This is a genomic window from Fredinandcohnia onubensis (assembly GCF_002734215.1).
Taxonomy (GTDB): Bacteria; Bacillota; Bacilli; order Bacillales; family Bacillaceae_L; genus Ferdinandcohnia; species Ferdinandcohnia onubensis.
In genome coordinates this window covers 127,673-142,814 of the sequence record NZ_NSEB01000007.1, presented here as the reverse complement: position 1 = coordinate 142,814, position 15,142 = coordinate 127,673, and the positions used below count along the sequence as shown (strand labels likewise).

The window sequence follows — 15,142 nt, the reverse complement described above, 5'->3', positions numbered from 1 at the left end:
ATGACGACACAAACCTCAGGAATTCAGATCATGGGAAAGATGAATGAGCAGTATGAAGAAATTTTGACACCCCAGGCATTGAACTTCATTGAAAAACTAGAGCGAAACTTTGGAGAAAGAAGGAAGCAACTAGTAGAAAAGAGACAGCAAAGACAAAACGAAATCGATAATGGAAAGATGCCAACATTTTTGCCCGAAACAGAGCATATTCGAAAAGGAGATTGGACAGTTGCGCAGATTCCGAAAGACCTAGAGGATCGGCGAGTTGAAATTACTGGCCCAGTCGATCGAAAAATGATTATTAATGCATTAAATTCAGGGGCAAAAGTATTTATGGCTGATTTTGAGGATGCTACCTCTCCTACTTGGAATAACATTATCGAGGGACAGATAAATCTAAGAGATGCCGTAAGAAAGACCATCACATTTGAAAATCAAAATGGAAAGAAATATCAGCTTCACAATGTAACTGCAACACTTGTTGTTCGTCCACGTGGCTGGCATTTAGAAGAGAAACATATACAACTTGATGGAAATCGAATATCTGCAAGTTTACTAGATTTTGGACTTTATTTTTATCATAATGCAAAATACTTGATCGAGAATGGAAGTGGTCCATATTATTATTTACCAAAGATGGAGAGCCATCTTGAAGCAAGACTCTGGAATGATGTTTTTATCTTTGCACAAAATGAGATTGGAATTTCTCAAGGAACGATAAAGGCAACTGTTTTAATTGAAACGATTTTAGCAACCTTTGAAGTGGATGAGATTTTATATGAACTAAAAGAACACTCAGCGGGGCTAAATTGTGGTAGATGGGATTATATTTTTAGTTATTTAAAAAGATTTCGGAATGTAGAAGATGTGATATTACCAGACCGCTCGGTGGTCACGATGACAGCCCCATTTATGAGTGCTTATTCACAGCATGTCATTAAGACCTGCCATAAACGCAATGTTCATGCTATTGGTGGGATGGCTGCCCAAATACCTGTAAAAAATAACACAAAAGCTAATGAGGAAGCCTTTCATAAAGTAAGAGCAGATAAGGAACGTGAAGCGAACAATGGTCATGACGGCACATGGGTGGCTCATCCAGGTCTCGTGCCGGTTGCTAGGGAAGTATTTAATACAGTCATGCTTGGAGCTAACCAAATTCATAAAAAACGTGAAGACGTTCAAGTGACGGCCGAGGAACTCATTGCTGTTCCAGAAGGAGCTATTACAGAGCAAGGAGTTCGTACGAATATCAATGTTGGCATTCAATACATTGAATCATGGCTTCGTGGGCATGGTGCCGCACCGATTCATGATCTCATGGAGGATGCAGCGACAGCTGAAATCTCTAGAGCTCAGGTTTGGCAGTGGATCCGCCATCCAAAAGGAATACTAACGGATGGAAGAAAGGTCACACTTGAGCTAGTTCATCAACTGAAAGAAGAAGAGCTTGAAAACATTAAACAAGAAATCGGGACAGAAGCATTTGAAGCAGGTCGTTTTGCGGATGCAACTAGTCTGTTTGAGGACTTAGTGACGAATGATGAGTTTGTTGAATTTTTAACTTTACCTGGATATGAAATTTTATAGATTAATAAATGAGTAGAATACAAGGAGGAAATTAAAATGACAAACGAAAGAGTTCAAAAACTGCAAGAAAGCTGGGAAATGGATTCTAGATGGAGAGGAATTGAAAGACCTTATAGTGCTGAGGATGTTATTCGCTTACGTGGTTCAATTGATATCGAGCATACATTGGCGCGTAGAGGATCTGAAAAGCTTTGGAACCTTCTTCATACAGAGGATTATATTCATGCACTAGGTGCTTTAACTGGCAATCAAGCTGTTCAACAAGTAAAAGCAGGTTTAAAGGCAATCTATTTAAGTGGGTGGCAGGTAGCTGCTGATGCGAACCTCTCGGGGCACATGTATCCTGACCAAAGTCTATATCCAGCCAACAGTGTACCAAGTGTTGTAAAGCGTATTAACCAAGCGCTACAACGTGCAGATCAGATTCAACATTTAGAGGGCCAAGGAGACACTGACTGGTTTGCTCCTATTGTGGCAGATGCAGAGGCAGGCTTTGGAGGACAGTTGAATGTATTTGAATTAATGAAAGGCATGGTCGAAGCGGGTGCTGCTGGTGTACATTTTGAAGACCAACTTTCGTCTGAAAAAAAATGTGGCCATTTAGGTGGAAAGGTTTTATTACCAACACAAACAGCTGTACGAAACTTAATTTCCGCTCGACTAGCTGCTGACGTAATGGGAGTTCCAACGATTTTAGTAGCTAGAACTGATGCTGACGCTGCAGACTTAATAACAAGTGATATCGATCCTGTTGATCAGGAATTCATTACAGGTGAACGAACACCAGAAGGGTTCTTCCGGACAAAGGCAGGTATTGACCAAGCAATTGCACGCGGTCTGGCATATGCACCATATGCTGATTTGATTTGGTGTGAAACGTCTGAGCCAGACTTAGAACAAGCACAACGTTTTGCAGATGCTATTCATGAGAAGTTTCCTGGTAAGCTATTAGCTTATAATTGTTCTCCATCTTTTAACTGGAAGAAGAAACTAGATGAAAAGACCATTGAGAATTTCCAAAAAGAAATCGGAAAAATGGGTTACAAATTCCAATTTGTTACGTTGGCTGGATTCCATGCTCTAAACCACAGCATGTTTGAGTTAGCTAGAGGCTATAAAGAAAGAGGAATGGGGGCATATTCAGAACTTCAGGAGGCTGAATTTGCAAGCGAAAAGCATGGTTACACAGCTACAAGACATCAACGTGAAGTAGGAACAGGATATTTCGATGAAGTGGCACAGGTTATTACAGGAGGAACATCTTCTACGACCGCTTTAAAAGGCTCTACTGAGGAAGCACAGTTTTCAAAATAATACGGCTCATAAAAAACTGGCTAACAAATTGTTAGTCAGTTTTTTTTTTCGGACTTTACAATTGTATATTATGACGTTTTGCTAAATAATTTGCGATACTCTGCTGAAGCTTCCATAAACAATCCTTCGTTTTTTGAATCAATTGCTTCATTAACCTTCGTTTCTAATAGCTCTTTTCTTCGTTTTAATAGGCTCTCATCGATGATCATTTGAATATATATGTCTAATACCGATTCCCTTGGTGCTTTGTAATTTTTCGTATCCCGTGACTTCATGATCTCAGAGTATGTTTTTCTTTTTTTCATGAAAGCTCACTCCTAATCCTTTTTAATAGTATATTTAGGTGGACACGTAAAATCAACTGAATTTTTAGAGTTTTTAAAAATTTATTTGGAATACTACAATTGTCTAGGAAAAACTGACTAAAGTTAATTTCTTGAATGATAATTTGTATTTACATGCATGATAATAATGGAGGTGGAAAAATATGAAAAATAATTTAAATGAGGGTTCAAATCACGATATCCCAAAGAATACACCATTAAATCCGGTATTCGGAATGTCAAACGCCCTAGACACAAATAATCCTTTTCTTTCTGAATCTGCCTATGCGGGTAATTCCGTTGATGAGCATACGACATTAGAACAAGCAAACTCCTATCTAGCCGAAAAAGAGCTTGGGCAAATAAATGAAAATTCATAGAAATAAACTTGGGTGGTCTTCTTTTAAAAATGTTTTTTTCTTATTAAAGAGCATTTTAACTATATACAGTCGGGGTTGGTACCCCGTCTGAATAAGTTAAAGCCTCCGGCGGATGTCACGATTTTTCAAAGGTAAGCTTTCGAGGGTAAGATCAAAGACTAAGAGCGCAACATCCTGTTGCAACGCCTTTGTGACCCACATCGTGTGGGCCTAAAAAAATCGGACGCAAATACGCCAAGGCGTATTTGATTAAGAATTCCACTCTTTTTTTTGTGAATTTTTTGTGAACTGTATAGTTATAAATACCTAGAAGTGCTAATATGAAAGTGCTTCCATTAGTGAAAATATTATAATAATTTGAAGGGGATGAATAGATGGAGGATAAGCAAACGAATTATCTGATGGAATATGAAATTAATCCAGACACAATGGCAGTATTACCTATTGAAATAGGAAAAAATACTTGCTCAAGGGTACTGGAAGTTGAAGGTGAATATGTTGTAGCCATGAAGCCGACTGAGATCGTCGACCGAAGCTGCCGTTATTTTGGAAGCTCACTTAAGGGCAGGCAAGAGGGGACACGTGAAATCATGGGAGTGACCCATAAAGCACCGATTATTGTTGAAGCGTCTAATAAGATTTTTTTATTTCCTACCGCATCGCCAACAAAGCAAGACTGCGCATGGCTATCTCATAACTATGTTTTAGATTGTAGATATAGTGTGAATGAGAACACAACTGTTATTTTTACAAATAAGCAAGCCATTAAATTGCAAATCTCGAAAGGCTCCTTCCAAAATCAACTCCATAGAACTGCACAACTACGAACGATTGTTACCAATAGGATGGACAAACCAAATAAACGCATAAATTTTGTACTAAATCCTCAAAACAATGAAAGTATATCAAATCAATCAGATCGCCAATAATGAATTGGTTTTCCCAGCCTTACATTTGTTCATTTTTAATCATTGTCGTTTTTTTCAATGAAATAAGATTCAAGCAACTGTTGAACTTCATTTCGAATCCGTGGGTTAAAGTAGTTATGTTCCTCTTCATAGCCTCGATACATGAATGAAAATAATGTGAATGCCTCATCTCTTTGTTTTTCCCATACCTTCATATTTTTCTTTTTCATTTGTAGTTTAATGGTATAGAGGTCTTTTTGAACCTTCTTCATTGTATGTTCAAGTAAATGGAGATAAGGCTTTTTTAACTTAAAGCCAGCTGTTTCTATTGCTGTCAGATCACGATTAAGGATGGTAAGAACCATTGGTAAAAAGACAGCTTTTTCAAAAATAGCTCGGTCATCCTCAGGTATTCTGGTCATGATTATCCCTCTTTTTTAGAACGTATGTTTGTATATATAATAAAACATATTTTTAGAAGAATCAAGAAGAGAGAAGGAAAATTTATTTCTAGTGTCGAAATACTTTTAATAGTAGTGCATAATGTAAGAGGTACTACTTTGACAATTCGTAATAAAGGACGGGAGAAGAATGACAGAGATAAAACGCAGAGGCATCGTAGCAGAGGATTTATATGAATTAAAAACAGTCAATGATCCACAGTTTTCTCCAGATGGAAGCAAATACGTGTTTGTGGAGACTGAAATTAATAAGGATAAGCACGAGTATAACTCACATTTATATGTTGGCACTGTTGAAGGTAAGGTTACTCAATGGACTTTTGGCGATGTGAGAGACGGGTCGCCACGATGGTCCCCGAATGGAGAATCAATTGCATTTGTATCGAATCGTTCTGGAAAACAGCAAATCTATTGCTTACATACAAACGGTGGTGAACCTAAACAAATTACATATTGTGCAAACGGGGCACGAAATCCGATCTGGTCACCGGATGGTTCAAAGATCTTATTTACTACTTCATTAGCACATGACGAGAGCGTTACGGATAAAGAAAAGAAGAAGAAGGACGAAGATGAGAAAAAACTTGAACCGATGGTTGTCGAAAGAATTCGTTATAAATCTGATGCAGCAGGATTTTTAGATAATAAAATTCAACATCTTGCATTGGTAGATGTGGCTACTGGTGAAGTGGAACAATTAACATCAGGGGAACATGATTATACGGCAGGATGTTGGTCTCCAGATGGATCTAAACTTACATTTGTAGGAGATATCAGTGAGGATTCAGATTATAACTTGATTTCTGATGTCTATGTGATGTCGCTTCAAGATAAGAGTTATCAAAAGATTACGAACAGCACCGGCAACTTTGGTACCCCTTCTTGGTCACCGGATGGCAAATATATTGCACTAATTGGACATGAACAAGAATTTGTGGGGGCTACGTTACCAAAGATTTGGTTATATTCAAATGAAAGTGCCGAGCTTTCTTGTCTAACAAGTGAGTTAGATGCATATGTAGGGGATTGTGTAGCTGCCGACTTCCAATTAGGTGGCTCAAATCCTGGTGTTATTTGGAATGAAGATAGCAGAAGTTTCTACTTTCTGTTAAGTAATCATGGTAGCACAGGAGTTTATTATGGTTCAATTGAGGGTGAAATCTATCCGTCCTTATTCGAGAACCAGCATGTATTTGCACTAACAGTAAAAAATCATAAGGCAGTTGTTGGTATCAGTAAACCAACAGAACCAGGAAATCTATATTATTTAGATTTAAGTACTGGCGATATAAATCGACTCACAAATGTAAATGAAGTATTTTTACAGGATATTGAATTAGCAGATGCGCAAAGCTTTACATTTAATGCTCCAGATGGCTGGGAAATTAATGGTTGGGTAATGAAGCCGTTTGGTTATGAAGAAGGTAAAAAGTATCCAACAATTATTGAAGTACATGGTGGTCCTCATGCGATGTATGCCAATACGTATTTCCATGAGTTTCAAGTGTTAACTAGCAAGGGATTTGTTGTTGTCTTTACAAATCCACGTGGAAGTCATGGCTATGGGCAACAATTTGTTGATGCTGTTCGAGGTGATTATGGCGGCAAGGATTATTTAGATGTGATGGCAGCAACTGATTATGCTGTGGAGCATTTTGACTTTGTTGATGAAACAAAGCTTGGTGTAACAGGTGGCAGCTATGGTGGTTTCATGACGAATTGGATCGTAGGTCATACAAATCGATTTAAAGCCGCGGTTACGCAGCGTTCGATTTCAAACTGGCTTAGCTTTTATGGGGTAAGTGATATTGGATACTTCTTTACTGAATGGGAGTTAAAAGGGAATTTCCTTGAAGATCCTGAAAAGCTATGGAATCACTCACCACTCAAATATGTTGGGAATGTAGAAACTCCTTTATTAATTATCCATGGTGAACGGGATTTCCGTTGCCCAATCGAACAGGCAGAGCAGTTCTATGTTGCTTTGAAACACCAAAAGAAACCAACAAAATTTGTTCGTTTCCCAGGTGCTAACCATGAATTATCTAGAAGCGGAAATCCGAAATTAAGAGTGGCCCGCCTTGATCATATAAAAGATTGGTTTGTAGAATATCTCGTATAAGAATTGGAAAGACACTAGACCTTAATGCTAGTGTCTTTTTCTATGTGAAAATTATTTTTGGTAGTAATGCCCAATTGGGTGTACAATAAGGGTAGTAAGTTAACAAGGAGATTCTTATGGACATAGAAGCAATTAAAGAACTCATTACACTAAAAAATATTGAAGAATTATTAAAGGATTATCGGTCATTTGGTCCATTGCCTGGAATTTTTCTTCCAATGTTAGAAGCGTTTCTCCCGTTTCTACCACTTTTTGCATTTGTCGTAGCGAATGCGAATGCATTTGGACTTTGGCTTGGTTTTTTGTATTCATGGGTAGGGGCAATTGGTGGTTCTCTCCTTGTCTTTTTCCTAGTTCGTAAGTATGGTCAAAAAAGATTCTTTTCATTTGTCAGTCGCCATAAAAAGGTGAAAGGTCTTATTAACTGGGTTGAACGGCACGGATTTGGTCCAATTTTCCTCCTATTATGTTTTCCATTTACCCCATCAGCGGCAATTAATCTAGTAGCCGGGCTTTCAAGAGTAAGTACACCTCAATTTGTTTTAGCAGTTTTAAGTGGAAAATTAGTAATGATATTCACTATTAGCTTCATAGGCTATGATATACGAGCTCTTTTTCAACAACCAGTTCGAACGATAATTGTAGTTATTATAATATTTGTCCTATGGATTGTAGGTAAAAGAGTAGAAGCAAGGTTAAAAGTAAAGCCGACTCGTCTTAAGGAAGATGAGGCGTAAAATGCTAAAGCGAAGGGTGGAGTTTTGGTGGAGGAAACCCCAGCAAAGAATAAACATCATTTTTCTTTTGTTAAATCTTTAGGAATCAGTTTGGTTATTGTGGTTTTTTTGCGAACCTTCTTCTTTACAAACTACATAGTCGAGGGTGAATCAATGATGCCAACCCTTGAGGATGGAAACCTCCTAATGGTCAACAAGATTGGGATGAAAATTGGGGAGCTTGACCGCTTTGATATTGTTGTATTCCATAAAAATAAAGAAGAAGATTTTGTTAAGCGGGTTATTGGATTGCCAGGGGATCAAATCGAGTATCGTGACGATGTACTTTATGTAAACGGAAAGAGTGTTTCCGAACCATTTTTAGATACTTTTAAAAAGGAACTATTCGTTGGACAATTAACCGGTGATTTTACCCTTGAAGAAGTGGCAGGAAAATCAACAGTTCCCGAAAATCATATTTTCGTTATTGGCGATAATCGTATAGACAGTTGGGATAGTCGCCATTTTGGTTTTGTAAAGATGGAACAAGTTGTGGGAAAGGTTAATATTAAATACTGGCCTTTCGACAAAATGGAACTATTAAACTAAGAAGAACTTAATAAATTATCTATAACATCACAAAGAACTCAGTCGAAATTCGAGTTCTTTTTTAGCTTGGATATGATAAAATAGTACCAAAATTATCAATTTTTAGAAGAGGGGAGGTTTTGGGATGGGTACCAAGATACAAGTTCTACAAACAAAAATTACTCCACCGAACTTAAAGGACACCATATTAAGAAGACCTACATTGATGAAAAAAATGAAAACGATTCCACGATATCCGCTAACCATTCTACATTCTGGAGCAGGATATGGTAAAACAACTGCACTGGCATCTTTTATTCGTGATCAAAAAAAGTTGTCGTGTTGGTATAGTGTAGGACCAAATGATGATGACATTATTCCATTTTTAATATATGTAGTCTATGCTATACGGAAAAATCACCAAGGTTTTGGAACAGAACTCCTGCTTTATGTTGAAAATATTGAACGGTATGTGCGTGATGAAGAAATACGAACCCTTTGCTCGTTATTTATCAATGAAATTACCATACTAGATTCGAATATTATGCTTGTCATCGATGATTACCATTTGATTCAGAATTCTTCTTCAATTGACCAGTGGATGACATGGTTGATTCAACATTTTCCACCCAATCTAAATCTTGTAATCTCAAGTAGGAAAAAACCTTCCTGGGCTTTTCTGACTTCGATGATTGTGAAAGAAGAACTCTTAGAGATACGGCAGCGCGACCTTATGTTTTCGTATGATGAGGTTGAAGTCCTGTTAAGTGATTTATACGAAGGGGATATGACTGAGAAAGATATTGAAAGAATCTTTTCACTAACAGAAGGATGGATTATCGCGATTGGCATGATTCGCCAACAGCTAACTTCTGACGGTGGATTGGAATCAATTCTCAATAATAAATCAAAATCACTTGATGAGTTATTTCGTTTCCTTGCGATGGAAGTGTTTATGAAACAACCTCCAATGATCCAGCAATTTCTAGAGAACACCTGCATTTTTGAAGAAGTAAATGGAAAAGTATGTGATGAAGTATTAGGAATTCGAAGTTCAGCAGAAATGTTAAAAGAGCTTTCTGACCATAATCTATTTTTACTTTCGATTGGAGAAGGGCAGTATCGCTACCATGCTTTGTTTAAGGAGTTTCTTGAGCAAAGGTTATTCTCGACGAATGATTTGCACTTTTATAATCTCCATATTCAAACTGCAAGATATTATCAACGAATTGGTGATTTTAATCAAGCAATATATCATCTTGAGGCAATTCGAGATTTTGAGAGAATAGCAGAAATTCTCCACCATTATGGAGAGAAAATGATTCAAAACGGGCAACTTGAGGGTTTGTTGGACCGGATTAAAAACATTCCAGAATCTCTTATGAATCATTATTACCTATTATGGCTATATAAGGGGGAAGCATTGAGGTACCGGTGCTCCTATGAAGAGGCTGAGGCTTGTTACATAAAAACAATAAACCTGGCACAGTCTGCGAGAGACCTTCTGAGTTTAAGCAAGGCATATGAGGGACAAGCGAGAATCTATCTTGATACAATCCAACCGGGTAAAGCTGAGCGCTATTTATTACAGGCGATTGAGGCTCTTGAAGAAAATGAGTCCTCCTCTAATGAGGATAAAAGTAAATTATACCAATTAATGGCTGAAAACCTTGCGAATGCGGGCCAAGCGAATAAAGCGAAAAAATGGTTTGAAAAAGGGAGAAGCCTAAATATTCCACTATTAGATGGAAACTTGGAATCTAGGCTTTATTTACGAACTGGTAAACTTGTAGAAGCGAAAAAAATCCTTTCACAAAAGAAAGTGGTTGAAAGAAATCAGAAAACCATTCATTTACAACAATCTCATCGCGAAACAGATCTACTGTTATCCATAATCGAAGCCTTTATGGGCAATGGTCAAGCAGCAAAAGAGCTCGCAGAATCCGGGATAAAGCAAGGAGTTCAATTTCAAGCACCATTTGTTGAGGCTTGTGGCTGGATGCGTATGGGACATGCGGTGCAATTACTCGATAAATATGATACTTCATTAGCATCACAATGCTATGAAACAGCTCTTGAAATTATGGATGAAATAAATGTATCAAGAGGAAAGGCAGAACCCTTGATGGGCTTATGTCTTTTAAATGGAAATCGAGGATTATATGACCGGGCCATTGAATATGGCAATAGGGCCTTGGATGAGACAGAAAAGGTAAAGGACGCATGGCTATCAGCACTAATTTTATTATGCATGGGAATTTCTTCTGTTCATAATGAAAAATGGGAGGAAGCTGAACAATATTTAACAAGATGCGAGGCTTTGTATACAAATTGTGGTGACCAATATGGAATTGTACTAACGCAGCTTTGGTTTGCATTTCTCTATTTTTATCAGAAGAACCGAGAAGCTTTTAAAGGTTTCATTACGAACTTTCTCAAAAAACTGCAGGTCGGAGGATATGATTTTATCCTTACAAAACGAACGACTTTTGGACCGCTAGATTTATATAATATTGTGCCTTTATTACTGGAAGCTCAGAGGGAAGGAATTCATCTTCCGTATGTAAATCAATTGCTAAATGATTTAGGATATTCTAATATCACATCTCACCCTGGTTACACATTACGAATTCAAACTTTAGGTAAATTCCGAGTGTGGCTTGGCAGTCAAGAGGTGGAAGAATCTGATTGGCAGCGTGGAAAGGCTAAGGAGTTGCTTGAGCTTTTTGTAACGATGCGAAATCGAATGATTGCACGCGAAGAAATATTTGCGATGCTTTGGCCAGAGCATGAAGAAGCAGCAGCAGCGAGAGATTTTAAGGTTGCCTTAAATGCCTTAAACAATGCATTAGAGCCAAACCGTGTCGCTAGATCGACTCCGTTTTTTATCCAACGGAATGGATCATCTTATGGATTGAATCAGGAAGCTGGCTATCAGTTAGATATTATCGAATTTGAAGAATGGATCCATGCAGGTTTGTATGAAAAGGATACTGACCAGATTATCAAATGCTTACGGCGGGCATTAGAATACTATGAAGGTGATTATTTACCAAACCGAAGATATGAAGATTGGTGTTTGGGTGAGAGGGAGAGGCTCCAAGTATTATTTTTACGGGGTGCTGAACGCATTGCGCAAGGCTTTGTTCAAACGGAAGAATTTGAAGAAGCCATTTATTGGTGTGAACAAATTCTAGCAAAGGATCGTACATGGGAAGAAGCATATCGATTATTGATGTTTTGCTACTATCATAAAAACAACCGTCCCCAAGCAATCAAGTGGTATAGAAAATGTGTTGCGGCATTGGAGGAAGAACTAGGAGTTGATCCAATGCAACCAACAAAACAAATGTACGAAATGGTCCTTCAAACACAAAAATAGATAATCGAATGTCCTATAAACTACTACAGGATAGTAGTTTATTTTTTTATGAAAAAAGTTGTTGTAAAATTCTAAAATTTACATATAATAGAAACTGAGAGGTGATTCAGGTGTCAGAAATAATTAAGTCAGAAGAAAAAGTATTGACCCCAAAAGGGTTAGAAACAAGAGAGAAACTATTACGTGCAGCAGAGGAGGTATTTGGACAAAAGGGATACTATGAAACTTCAATTGTAAATATTTCCCAAGAAGCAAACGTTGCTCAGGGTACATTTTATAATTATTTTCCCTCTAAAAAAGATATTTTTGACGAACTAATTCGACAATATAGTCGTGAACTTCGTTTAGCAATAAAAGAAGAAATGAGTAAATCCAAAAATTTCGAAGATGCACAAAGGAAAGGTTTCAAGGCTTTCTTTAATTGGGTAAAAAGCCGTAGAAATTTATATAGTATTGTTCAACAAGCGGTAGTGGTCGATAAAGAACTTTATCGATGGTATTATGATAAACTCGCAAATGGCTTTTTAAAAAGTCTTGCTGTTGGAATCGAAGTTGGAGAATTTAAAGAAATTGATCAAGAAACGGTTGCGTATTGCTTAATGTCAATTGGTCAATTTCTTGGAATGAGATGGGTGTATTGGGAGCAACAGGATGTCCCAGAGGAGGCGTTTGAAGCAGCAATGACACTAATATTTGATGGACTTAAAAAGGAATAACAAGGAGGAGACTTTATGCAAGGTATTGCTTTTTGGATTGATAAAAGAGCAGAATTACATCCAGAGCGTATAGCCATAATTACAGAAAAAGAACAGATCTCCTATAAAGCTTTGAAACAAGATGTAGACAAGTTAGCTACTTTCTTAAGACAAGATTTATCTATAAAGGCAGGAGAACGCATTGCGATTTTATCCCATAATAGATATGAATATATTGTTTTATTATTTGCAATAGCAAAACTAGAATGTATCGCTGTCCCTCTTAACATTCGTTTAACGGAAAATGAGCTTTTGTACCAATTAAATGATAGTGGGACAGAGGTTCTATTTTTAGAAAATAACTTTAAAAGTACAGCTATTTCGTTACAGAAGAAAAGTAAATTGAAAGAAATAATTACTATTGAAAGCGTAAGGAATCTCGAAGATAGAAATAAAGACCTTTCTTTAATGATTAATGAAAGCGCTCCCTTTCTTATTTGTTATACTTCGGGAACAACCGGTAAGCCTAAGGGAGCGGTTATAACACAGGATAATATGTTTTGGAATGCCATCAATAATTGTACTGCAATCGATATCACATCAAATGACCGTTCACTTGTGTTACTTCCACTTTTTCATATTGGTGGAATTGGTTTATTTGCATTTCCGACACTCTTTACTGGTGGGACCATAATTTTACCTGAGGGGAAATTTGATTCGGAGAAGGCATTATTGATGATTGAGCAGCATCAAGTGACAATTGTAATGGGTGTTCCTACAATTCATCAGGCCATTTTGCATAGTCCTTCATTTGAAAAGACCAATTTGCAATCTGTACGATGGTTTTATAACGGTGGTGCACCATGTCCTCATGAACTAATTCAGGCCTTTTTTGAAAAGGGGTTATTGTTTGGTCAGGGATTTGGGATGACTGAAACATCACCAACATTATTTATGCTTTCTAAAGAGGATGCTAAACGGAAGATCGGGTCTATTGGAAAGCCTGTTATGTTTTGTGATTATAAATTAATAGATTCAGAGGGGGATATTGTTAAAAGGGGAGACATTGGAGAACTCATTGTCCGTGGTCCAAATGTAATGAAAGAATACTGGAATAAACCAGTAGCAACAGCTGAAGCCCTTCAGGATGGATGGCTATATACAGGAGATTTGGCAAGGGTTGATGAAGAGGGATTTTTGTATATAGTAGGAAGGAAAAAAGAAATGATTATTTCCGGTGGAGAAAACATTTACCCATTGGAACTTGAACAAATAATTGGTCAGTTAGCAGATGTTGTAGAGGTAGCAGTGGTAGGAGTTGTTGATGCGAAATGGGGAGAAACTCCAGTAGCCTTTGTTGTAAAAAAGAAAGAGAGTTTACTAACTGAAGAGGAAATTATCGAATATTGCAAACTATTTTTGGCAAGATACAAGATTCCCCAAAAAATAGAGTTTATCGAAAAACTACCAAGGAATGCGACAGGGAAAATTCAGAAGAACCAGCTAGTTAATTCATAAAAAAGGAACTTGTATTCACTGGGGCAGCATTTAAGATGGCTCCATCAGAAGGGGGATTAGTATGATAAATGTTGGAATTGAAGCGACAAGTGTATATTTTCCAAAAGGAATTGAAACAGCAGAGGAATTGTGTAAAAAAACCGGAATTCCTGAACAGGTTATCATTGAGAAATTCGGGTTGTATCAAAAGCATGTGTCCGACGATACAATGCAGGCTACTGACCTTGGAATTGAGGCTGCAAAGCAACTACTTTCTAAAATAGATCCATTATCAATTGATGTTGTTATCTATTTTGGTAGTCCACATAAGGATTATTTAGTCTGGTCATGTGCTCCAAAGCTTCAATTTGAATTAGGAACGAAAAACGCATATGCATTTGAATTAATGAATGTGAGCTCTTGTTTTCCAATTGCTTTAAAAGTGGCAAAGGATATGCTTACATCTGATAAAACTATAGAAAATATTTTACTAGTGGGAGGTTGTAAGGAATCACAAATCATTGATTACGAAAACCCCCGTTCCAGGTTTATGTTTAATTTTGGTGATGGTGGGGCAGCTGTACTCGTTAAGAAAAATTCCACTTTAAGTGAAATTCTGGAAAGCTCGATAATCACCGATGGTTCATTTTATGAGGATGTTCGGGTACCTGCTGGAGGTTCTAAGCTTTTTCCAAGCATTGAAACCGTAGTAAATAGGCAACATTATATCGATGTACATGATCCATCCAGCATGAAGGAGAGACTTGACCCTGTATCCATTCCCAATTTCGAAAAAGTGATTCGAAATTCATTGCAGAAAAGCGGCTATTCACCTCAAGATGTTAAAGTTCTTCTACCACTCCATACGAAACGCTCCATGTTTAGAGAACTACTTCAAACATTACAAATACCAGAAGAGAATACAATTTATTTAGATCATCATGGACATATGTCAGCACTAGACCCGTGTATTGGACTTCATTTTGCTAAAGAGCAAGGTAAATTATCTGAAGGGGACATTGCGGTTGCAGTAAGTGCCGGAACGGGTTATACATGGGCTGCTACTGTTATTCAATGGAAGGGTGTCTGAAAAATTCTAAATTGATTTTGTAACTCAGTTGTAACTATCCTCAAGTACGATGAATGCAAAGGTTTCACAGTTTCAA

At 37.4% G+C, this 15,142-nt stretch carries 13 protein-coding genes; 11 read left to right on the top strand and 2 right to left on the bottom strand.

Annotated features, from left to right (window positions below; genetic code table 11):
- Positions 1 to 1,590 (top strand): malate synthase A, encoded by a 1,590-nt coding sequence (gene aceB / locus CKK03_RS09795; protein WP_099362404.1) that lies wholly within the window; start codon positions 1 to 3, stop codon positions 1,588 to 1,590.
- A 36-nt stretch (positions 1,591 to 1,626) separates the two neighbouring features.
- Positions 1,627 to 2,904, top strand: a complete 1,278-nt coding sequence (gene aceA / locus CKK03_RS09790) for an isocitrate lyase (protein ID WP_099362403.1) — start codon at positions 1,627 to 1,629, stop codon at positions 2,902 to 2,904.
- Between the two features lie 68 nt (positions 2,905 to 2,972).
- Here the strand turns inward: aceA and CKK03_RS09785 are convergent, their stop codons facing one another.
- Positions 2,973 to 3,209: an IDEAL domain-containing protein gene (locus tag CKK03_RS09785; RefSeq protein ID WP_099362402.1), complete on the bottom strand. Its 237-nt coding sequence runs from the start codon at positions 3,207 to 3,209 to the stop codon at positions 2,973 to 2,975.
- 182 nt (positions 3,210 to 3,391) lie between these two features.
- Between CKK03_RS09785 and CKK03_RS09780 the strand changes: the two genes are divergently transcribed.
- Together CKK03_RS09780 and CKK03_RS09775 are read left to right on the top strand one after the other, a co-directional pair.
- On the top strand, positions 3,392 to 3,607 hold the full coding sequence (locus CKK03_RS09780; protein ID WP_099362401.1) for a hypothetical protein: 216 nt from the start codon (positions 3,392 to 3,394) through the stop codon (positions 3,605 to 3,607).
- A gap of 374 nt (positions 3,608 to 3,981) precedes the next feature.
- Entirely contained in the window at positions 3,982 to 4,536 is a 555-nt protein-coding gene (locus CKK03_RS09775; RefSeq protein WP_099362400.1) for a competence protein ComK, read from the top strand.
- A gap of 35 nt (positions 4,537 to 4,571) precedes the next feature.
- Here CKK03_RS09775 and CKK03_RS09770 read toward each other — a convergent pair whose 3' ends face one another.
- Positions 4,572 to 4,937: a YhjD family protein gene (locus tag CKK03_RS09770; protein ID WP_099362399.1), complete on the bottom strand. Its 366-nt coding sequence runs from the start codon at positions 4,935 to 4,937 to the stop codon at positions 4,572 to 4,574.
- A gap of 169 nt (positions 4,938 to 5,106) precedes the next feature.
- On the opposite strand from CKK03_RS09770, the gene CKK03_RS09765 reads away from it, so the two are divergent.
- The 7 genes from CKK03_RS09765 (at position 5,107) to CKK03_RS09735 (ending at position 15,066) form a co-directional block, all read left to right on the top strand.
- Positions 5,107 to 7,098: a S9 family peptidase gene (locus CKK03_RS09765; RefSeq protein WP_099362398.1), complete on the top strand. Its 1,992-nt coding sequence runs from the start codon at positions 5,107 to 5,109 to the stop codon at positions 7,096 to 7,098.
- 116 nt (positions 7,099 to 7,214) lie between these two features.
- Positions 7,215 to 7,835 carry a TVP38/TMEM64 family protein gene (locus tag CKK03_RS09760; RefSeq protein WP_099362397.1) on the top strand — a complete coding sequence of 207 codons (621 nt, stop codon included), beginning with the start codon at positions 7,215 to 7,217 and terminating at the stop codon, positions 7,833 to 7,835.
- Positions 7,836 to 7,862: 27 nt separating this feature from the next.
- The gene (gene lepB, locus CKK03_RS09755; protein WP_099362396.1) at positions 7,863 to 8,423 is read left to right on the top strand and encodes a signal peptidase I; all 561 of its coding nucleotides are present in this window, start codon (positions 7,863 to 7,865) and stop codon (positions 8,421 to 8,423) included.
- Positions 8,424 to 8,547: 124 nt separating this feature from the next.
- Positions 8,548 to 11,784, top strand: a complete 3,237-nt coding sequence (locus CKK03_RS09750; protein WP_099362395.1) for an AfsR/SARP family transcriptional regulator — start codon at positions 8,548 to 8,550, stop codon at positions 11,782 to 11,784.
- Between the two features lie 110 nt (positions 11,785 to 11,894).
- Entirely contained in the window at positions 11,895 to 12,500 is a 606-nt protein-coding gene (locus tag CKK03_RS09745) for a TetR/AcrR family transcriptional regulator (protein WP_099362394.1), read from the top strand.
- Between the two features lie 15 nt (positions 12,501 to 12,515).
- On the top strand, positions 12,516 to 13,997 hold the full coding sequence (locus tag CKK03_RS09740) for an o-succinylbenzoate--CoA ligase (protein ID WP_099362393.1): 1,482 nt from the start codon (positions 12,516 to 12,518) through the stop codon (positions 13,995 to 13,997).
- A gap of 64 nt (positions 13,998 to 14,061) precedes the next feature.
- On the top strand, positions 14,062 to 15,066 hold the full coding sequence (locus CKK03_RS09735) for a 3-oxoacyl-ACP synthase (protein ID WP_099362611.1): 1,005 nt from the start codon (positions 14,062 to 14,064) through the stop codon (positions 15,064 to 15,066).
- Positions 15,067 to 15,142 lie beyond the last annotated feature (76 nt).